This is a genomic window from Streptomyces sp. NPDC004838, from assembly GCF_053600955.1.
This window is the reverse complement of record NZ_JBSGAW010000034.1, coordinates 89,967-97,471: the sequence shown is the minus strand read 5'-3', so window position 1 is coordinate 97,471 and position 7,505 is coordinate 89,967. Positions and strand designations below refer to the sequence as shown.

At 71.3% G+C, this 7,505-nt stretch carries 8 protein-coding genes; 5 read left to right on the top strand and 3 right to left on the bottom strand.

Features of this window, described 5'->3' with window-relative positions; genetic code table 11:
* Positions 1-487: 487 nt before the first annotated feature.
* The gene (gene cofC, locus ACWEFL_RS30900; protein WP_451718883.1) at positions 488-1,174 is read right to left on the bottom strand and encodes a 2-phospho-L-lactate guanylyltransferase; all 687 of its coding nucleotides are present in this window, start codon (positions 1,172-1,174) and stop codon (positions 488-490) included.
* A gap of 170 nt (positions 1,175-1,344) precedes the next feature.
* On the opposite strand from cofC, the gene ACWEFL_RS30895 reads away from it, so the two are divergent.
* The 3 genes from ACWEFL_RS30895 to ACWEFL_RS30885 all read left to right on the top strand — a co-directional run bounded on the left by ACWEFL_RS30895 (position 1,345) and on the right by ACWEFL_RS30885 (position 4,359).
* Positions 1,345-2,097, top strand: a complete 753-nt coding sequence (locus ACWEFL_RS30895) for a lysophospholipid acyltransferase family protein (RefSeq protein WP_451718880.1) — start codon at positions 1,345-1,347, stop codon at positions 2,095-2,097.
* The gene (locus tag ACWEFL_RS30890) at positions 2,094-3,104 is read left to right on the top strand and encodes an NAD(P)H-dependent glycerol-3-phosphate dehydrogenase (protein WP_451718877.1); all 1,011 of its coding nucleotides are present in this window, start codon (positions 2,094-2,096) and stop codon (positions 3,102-3,104) included. The genes ACWEFL_RS30895 and ACWEFL_RS30890 overlap by 4 nt, the downstream gene beginning before the upstream one ends.
* A gap of 67 nt (positions 3,105-3,171) precedes the next feature.
* Positions 3,172-4,359, top strand: a complete 1,188-nt coding sequence (locus ACWEFL_RS30885) for a D-alanine--D-alanine ligase family protein (protein ID WP_451718874.1) — start codon at positions 3,172-3,174, stop codon at positions 4,357-4,359.
* A gap of 77 nt (positions 4,360-4,436) precedes the next feature.
* Here the strand turns inward: ACWEFL_RS30885 and ACWEFL_RS30880 are convergent, their stop codons facing one another.
* Entirely contained in the window at positions 4,437-4,916 is a 480-nt protein-coding gene (locus tag ACWEFL_RS30880) for a DUF3515 domain-containing protein (protein ID WP_451718871.1), read from the bottom strand.
* Between the two features lie 20 nt (positions 4,917-4,936).
* Positions 4,937-5,170, bottom strand: a complete 234-nt coding sequence (locus ACWEFL_RS30875) for an Lrp/AsnC family transcriptional regulator (RefSeq protein ID WP_451718868.1) — start codon at positions 5,168-5,170, stop codon at positions 4,937-4,939.
* 435 nt (positions 5,171-5,605) lie between these two features.
* Here ACWEFL_RS30875 and ACWEFL_RS30870 point away from each other — a divergent pair, with 435 nt between their 5' ends.
* Both ACWEFL_RS30870 and thiD read left to right on the top strand, forming a co-directional pair.
* Positions 5,606-6,574, top strand: a complete 969-nt coding sequence (locus ACWEFL_RS30870) for a thiamine-phosphate kinase (protein ID WP_451718865.1) — start codon at positions 5,606-5,608, stop codon at positions 6,572-6,574.
* Positions 6,571-7,359: a bifunctional hydroxymethylpyrimidine kinase/phosphomethylpyrimidine kinase gene (gene thiD / locus ACWEFL_RS30865; RefSeq protein ID WP_451718862.1), complete on the top strand. Its 789-nt coding sequence runs from the start codon at positions 6,571-6,573 to the stop codon at positions 7,357-7,359. Before ACWEFL_RS30870 ends, thiD begins: the two co-directional genes overlap by 4 nt.
* Positions 7,360-7,505 lie beyond the last annotated feature (146 nt).

Genomic DNA, 7,505 nt, shown 5'->3' with positions numbered 1-7,505 from the left:
CCTCATCCGCCAGAACCACCTCGACCGTCGGCCGACCCATACGCGCCATGAGCCCAGCCTACTTCTATAGCGAAATAAAGACTCAGGACACTAGGCGCTGTCCGGCCAAGCCCGCCGGGCTCGCGTACGACCGGTGCCCACGCCGACGGCCATGTGTCGCCGTCGCCGCCACCGGACGCTGCCCCCGTCGCCGTCGCCGTCGCCGTTGCCGCCACCGGACGCCGCCCCCGTCGCCGTCGGCCCGGCGGCGTACGGCACCGGGCCGGCCGGTCCCCGACCCGTCCCGGTCCGAACGGAAGCTCCCGAGGGCTGTCCTGTGCTCCCCGGTGGGCGCACGGCGACAGCCCTGCCCTGTCCCTCGGCCGGGGGCGCGCCGTCACGCCGGTGAGCCGGGCCATCCGCGCACACCCCGTACGAGAAAGGCGCTCCGCCCCGCGAGGCACCGTTTCCGGGGCCGGGCCGATCTACCGGGGCGACGGGAGAGCCCTCAGCCTTCCACCGTCCGGGCGGCGTCCGCCGTGAGGAGTTCCGCCGAGCGGGGGCCCAGACCCAGGGCGGCCGCGGCCGCCAGATCGTCGGCGGTGTCCACGTCCCGGCGCACGGAATCGACGTCGTCGAGCGGGATTTCCCTCGCCCCCGACGCCGAATGCCGATGCCGTGACCGGCCACCGAATCCGGGCCGCAATTCGACGCCGGAGGCGGCCGAGAGGAATGTCGTGCCGATACCGGCCGCGTCCGCGAGAAAGGCTCTCCGGAATCCCGCCGCGTACGCCAGTACCCGCGTCAATTCAGCGGGGCGCAGCGCGGGCAGATCGGCGTTGAGGGCGGCCACCGCCGCGTCGGGACGTGCCTCGCGAACCGTCCGAGCCCCATGTGCCAAGGCGGCGTTGAGCCCCGCGCCGGGCAGGTCGGGAACAATCCGTGCCCCCAGCCGCGCGAGCTCCGCCCCGGCGACGGGGTCGTCCGTGACAACTGCCACATCCCGCACCGCAGGGCAGGCCAGCAGCGCCGCCACGGTGTCCTGGGCGAACGCGAGGGCCAGACTCTGCCGGGGAATGCCCACGGCCGTCGCGGCCAGTCGGCTCTTGGCCAGTACAAGCGGTTTCACCGGGACCACCACGGACCAGTGGGCCGCGCGGTCGGTGTACATCGTCGGCTCTCCGTCCATGCGCATCGCCCCCCATTGTGGCCCGGTCCTGTGACGATCCGGGGGGCCGGTCCGGTGACCGGGGCGTACGGTGTGCTCGACAGACCAGGGGGCTGGGGCGACACTTGACCCCCGGCAGCCGGGCGAGCGCCCGGTGACAGGTGATTCCGCAAGGGTCGTAGAGGAAGGGTGTCCGCGTGTCCCGCCGTAGAATCGGCTTCTGGTACCGCCTGGCGGCGGTCATCGCGAAACCGCCGCTGTTGGTTCTGTTCAAACGGGACTGGCGGGGAACGGAACACATTCCGGCCGACGGCGGATTCATCACCGCGGTCAATCACAACTCGTATCTCGACCCCCTTTCGTATGCGCACTTCCAGTACAACTCCGGACGGGTGCCGCGCTTTCTGGCAAAGGCGGCGCTCTTCGAGGGTTCGTTCGTCGGGATGATGCTCCGCGGTACCCAGCAGATCCCCGTCTACCGCGAGACGACCGATGCCCTGGACGCCTTCCGTGCCGCCGTCCAGGCCATCGAGCGCGGCGAATGCGTGGCCTTCTATCCCGAGGGCACCATCACCCGCGACCCCGGTATGTGGCCCATGGCGGGCAAGACCGGCGCCGCGCGTATCGCGCTCCAGACCAAGGTGCCCGTCATTCCCGTCGCCCAGTGGGGCGCGAATCTCGCGATGCCGCCGTACGCGACGGAGAAGAAGCTGCGACTCTTCCCCCGTAAGACCCTCATCGTGCAGGCGGGGCCGCCCGTCGAGCTCGACAGGTTCTACGATCTGGAACCCACACCCGAGGTGCTGCGCGAGGCGACCGAGGTCATCATGGCCGCGATCACCGCACTCCTTGAGGATGTGCGCGGTGAGAAGGCACCGGCCGAGCCGTACGACCACCGGACGGCCCGTGCAGAACAGCGGCGCAAGGCCGCAGGGGAAGGAACGATGTGACACACCCCGCCAAGGCAGCCGTCTTCGGAACGGGCTCATGGGGAACGGCCTTCGGCATGGTCCTCGCGGACGCGGGCTGCGAGGTGACCCTCTGGGGACGCCGCGCGGAACTCGTGGAGGCAGTCAACACCACCCGCACCAACCCGGACTATCTGCCGGGAATTGAGCTTCCGCCCCAGTTGCGGGCCACCACCGACCCCGCCGAGGCGCTGGACGGAGCGGACTTCACCGTCCTCGCCGTCCCCTCCCAGACCCTGCGGGGCAACCTCGCCGCCTGGGCCCCGAAGCTGCCCGCCGGGACCGTACTCGTCTCCCTGATGAAGGGCGTCGAACTCGGCACCGCCAAGCGGATGAGCGAGGTCGTCGAAGAGGTCGCCCAGGTCCCCGCGGATCGGGTCGCGGTCGTCACCGGGCCCAATCTCGCCAAGGAGATCGCCCAGCGCCGGCCCGCCGCGTCGGTCGTCGCCTGCCGGGACGAGGCGGTCGCCCGGCGGCTCCAGTCCGCGTGCCACACCCAGTACTTCCGCCCGTACACGAACACCGACGTCGTCGGCTGCGAACTCGGCGGCGCGGTGAAGAACGTCATCGGCCTCGCCGTCGGCATCGCCGACGGCATGGGCCTCGGCGACAACGCCAAGGGATCCCTGATCACCCGCGGCCTCGCCGAGACGACCCGGCTCGGCCTGGCGATGGGCGCGGACCCGCTCACCTTCTCCGGACTCGCGGGCCTCGGCGACCTGGTGGCGACCTGCTCCTCACCGCTCTCCCGCAACCACACCTTCGGCGTCAACCTCGGCAAGGGCATGACCCTCCAGGAGACGATCGCGGTCACCCGGCAGACCGCGGAAGGCGTCAAGTCCTGTCAGTCGGTGCTCGACCTGGCGCGCAGGCACGGCATCGACATGCCCATCACCGAGACGGTCGTCGGCATCGTCCACGAAGGGAAGCCGCCGGTGGTCGCGCTCAGGGAACTGATGTCGCGCAGCGCCAAACCCGAACGGCGCTGACCCGCCGGGAGGCGGCTCCGCGCCGACCCGTGGCACACGGTGAGGCGCACGGTAGTCTCAGGGCGATATGAGCACCGAGAACCTCCCCCAGAGCCCTGAGCAGCAGAGCCTTGAGCAGCGGAGCGACGGGCGCCCGCCCCGAAAGCCGCGTGTGGCCGTCGTCTTCGGCGGCCGCAGCTCCGAACACGGGATCTCCGTGGTCACCGCCGGGGCCGTGCTGCGTGCCATCGACCGCACGAAGTACGACGTACTCCCCGTCGGCATCACGGTGGACGGCAGGTGGGCGCTCACCGCCGACGAGCCCGACCGGATGGCGATCGCCGATCGCCGCACCCCGGGAGTCGAGGAACTGGCCGAGTCCACCGAGGGCAATGTGGTGCTCTCCGTCGACCCGGCCGTCCGCGAGGTCGTGTACAGCGAATCAGGCGCCGTGCCCAAGGCACTCGGCGAGGTCGACGTCGTCTTCCCCGTGCTGCACGGCCCGTACGGCGAGGACGGCACCCTCCAGGGCCTGCTGGAACTGGCCGGGGTGCCCTACGTCGGCTCCGGTGTGCTCGCGTCGGCCGTCGGCCAGGACAAGGAGTACATGAAGCGGATCTTCGTCTCCTTCGGGCTGCCCGTCGGCCCGTACGAGGTGATCCGCGCACGCGAGTGGGAGCTGGACCCCGCCGCCGCCCGCAAGAAGATCATCGGCTTCGCCGGTGACCACGGCTGGCCGCTCTTCGTCAAGCCCGCGCGCGCGGGGTCGTCCATCGGCATCACCAAGGTCGACTCCGCCGACGGCCTCGACGCGGCGATCGAGGAGGCCCGTCGGCACGACCCCAAGATCCTGGTCGAAGCGCTGGTGCGGGGCCGCGAGATCGAGTGCGGGGTGCTGGAGTTCGAGGACGGCCCGCGCGCCAGCGTCCCGGCCGAGATCCCAGCCGTGCAGTCGCACGAGTTCTACGACTTCGAGGCCAAGTACATCGACTCGGCGTCCGGGATCGTGCCCGCGCCGCTCACCGACGAGCAGACCGCCGAGGTGCGGCGGCTCGCGGTGGACGCCTTCGACGCGATGTCCTGCGAGGGCCTGGTCCGCGCCGACTTCTTCCTCACCGAGGACGGCCGGTTCGTGATCAACGAGATCAACACGATGCCCGGCTTCACCCCCATCTCCATGTACCCCCGGATGTGGCAGGAGACCGGCGTCGACTACCCCGAACTGGTGGACCTGCTCATCCAGGCGGCGCTGCGGCGCACCACCGGGCTGCGCTGAGGGCCGGCGGGGGAAGCGGCACAGCCGCGGGACGGCTCGGGGCTCCGGGGCCGGTCACAGCATGGCCGGTCGAGGCCCTAGGGAACCTCGATGGTGGCCGGCACGGTCTTCTTGACCGCGTCGGCCAGTTCCGCGAGCGGCGACGAGTCGTGGGCGTACCGCTCGTCCATCGTCACCTCGACATACGTCTCGCGGTACGTCGTGGTGAAGCGGGGCCCGTCCTTCCGCTCCTCGTACAGCCAGTTGACGCCGTTCGCCTCCATCCCGTGCGCCTGGGCATCGCTCATCCGCGCCGGCCGGGGTACGCCGCAGCGCAGTACGATCGCGGCGTCGCCCCAGCCGGCGGTCAGATCGGACGTCGGCTCCGGGTCGGTGCGGTCCTGTCCGCCGACCGTCTTCGGCAGTTCCTCGTGCAGCGCCGCGCACAGAGTCACTTCCTCGGGCGGGGGGCTGGGAACCGGGACCGAAGCGGCGTCGTCCCTGGTGGAGCAGCCCGCGACGGCGAGCAGCAGCACGGTTGAGGCGGAGATCAGGGCGGACCGGCGGACGGAGTTCACCGGCCAAGCGTAGACGGGGGCTACAGGTGCACGACTGGGCAGGTCAGGGTTCGGGTGATGCCGTCCACTTGCTGGACCTTGGCGACCACCAGACGGCCGAGATCGTCGACCGTGTCGGCCTGGGCGCGCACGATCACGTCGTAGGGGCCGGTCACGTCCTCGGCCTGAATCACTCCCGGAATCTTCCCGATGGTCTCGGCGACGGTCGACGCCTTGCCCACCTCGGTCTGAATCAGGATGTACGCCTGTACCACGGAACCTCCAGGGCGGCCCGGGAATCGCTTCCCCTACCTTCGGCGGGGGGAACCCAGGGGGGAGAAAGGGACGCCACGGTATCGCGTCGCCGTGGGCCTCGGGGAGACCTGCGCGCCGGGTGGCGTCCGTAGTGTGGCGTGCGAAAAGCGGAAGTTGACGTATCTCTTGACGGATCCGCGGGACTTCTACGTATCCCTTACGGGTCCGGCACGGTTCTCGTGTATGGATCTGTTGTTCGCCAATGGGTTCGCCGTACGGAATCGTGGGCGGAGTCCGGTACGGATCCCGGTGCACCATGCTGTACGGAGTCCGGTACGGACCTTGTGCGGATCTTTCGACGGTACCCACCGTCAGCGCGGCTCGCGACCGCGGGGATCCCACGCAGGAACAGCTCAGCCGGGTGGTCCGGCGGGACGACGGAGAGGTGAGACTCGGTGAAGGGCACTGTGGGCGAGTTGGGAGAGTTCGGGCTCATCAGAGAACTCACCTCCCGGCTCACCTCCACCCCCGCGGTCCGGCTCGGACCCGGCGACGACGCGGCGGTCGTCGCCGCGCCCGACCGCAGGGTCGTGGCGAGTACGGACATCCTGCTGGAGGGGCGGCACTTCCGCCGCGACTGGTCCACCGCGTACGACGTCGGCCGCAAGGCCGCCGCGCAGAACCTCGCCGACATCGCGGCCATGGGCGCGGTCCCCACCTCGCTCCTCCTCGGCCTGGTCGTGCCGGCCGGGCTACCGGTCACCTGGGCCACCGAGCTGATGGACGGCATCCGGGACGAGTGCCAGGTGGCGGGCGCGGCCGTGGTCGGCGGAGACGTCGTACGCGGCGAGGTGATCACCCTCGCGATCACGGCCCTCGGCGATCTGCGCGACCTCGACCCCGTCACCCGGTCCGGAGCGCGGCCCGGTGACGTCGTCGCGTACACCGGCTGGCTGGGCTGGTCCGCGGCCGGGCACGCGGTCCTGTCACGGGGCTTCCGCTCACCGCGCGCCTTCGTGGAGGCCCACCGCAGGCCGGAGCCGCCGTACCACGCCGGGCCCGCGGCGGCCGGACTCGGCGCGACCGCCATGTGCGACATCAGCGACGGGCTCGTCGCCGACCTCCGCCATGTCGCGGAGGCCAGCAAGGTCCGTATCGATCTGCGTTCCGGCGCCCTCGACATCCCCGGCCAGATGAACGACATCGGCCAGGCCGTCGGCGTGGATCCGCTGCAGTGGGTGCTCACCGGGGGAGAGGACCACGCCATCGTCGCGACCTTCCCGCCCGAGGTGAAGCTGCCCGCGCGCTGGAAGGTCATCGGGGAGGTGCTCCATCCATCGGCGCTGCCCGAGGTGACGGTGGACGGCGCTCCCTGGCACACCCAGGCCGGCTGGGACCACTTCGGATCACCGGAGGAGTCGTGAGGCCGCCGCTGGTCCTGACGGTCGCCGGATCCGACTCCGGCGGCGGCGCGGGCATCCAGGCAGACCTGAAGACGATGCTCGCGCTCGGCGTCCACGGCATGAGCGTCATAGCCGCCGTCACCGCGCAGAACTCCCGAGGGGTCCAGGGCTACTGGGAACTGCCCCCCGAGGCGGTACGCGCCCAGTACCGCAGCGTCGTGGACGACATAGGCGTCCACGCCGTGAAGACCGGCATGCTGGCGTCGGCGGAACTCGTGGAGACCGTCGCCGACCTGCTGGCCGCCACGGACGCGCCCGTCGTCGTCGACCCCGTCGGGGTCTCCAAGCACGGGGACTCCCTCCTGGCGACCGCCGCCGTCGAGTCCGTACGCACGCGGCTCCTGCCGCTCGCCACCGTCGCCACCCCCAATCTGGACGAGGTGGCGCAGCTCACGGGCGTGGAGGCGCACGACGAGACCGGGATGCGCCGGGCCGCCGACGCCGTTCTCGACTGTGGGCCGCGCTGGGCGCTGATCAAGGGCGGCCACCTCGAAGGCGACGCCGTCGATCTGCTCACCGACGGCACCGACGAGCACTGGCTGCGCGCCCCCCGGCACGACAACCGCCACACCCACGGGACCGGCTGCACCCTCGCGTCGGCGATCGCGGCGGGGCTGGCGAAGGGGCTCGGCGTCCCGGAGGCCGTACAGGAGGCCAAGGGGTACGTCACGGGAGCGATCGCGGCCGGGTTCGCGCTGGGGGAGGGCATCGGTCCGGTGGACCACGGGTGGCGGTACCGCTCCTGAAACCGTCCGGGCGGGCCGGAGGGGCGTCACGGGACGCGGGGGAGGGGCCTGGGGGCCTGGAGACGAAGGACTCGACGGTATTCAACGGCGTTCTGCGGCCGGCCCGGCCGCAGGGGCCCTCGTGGTCCGTACGGGCCCCGGCCCCC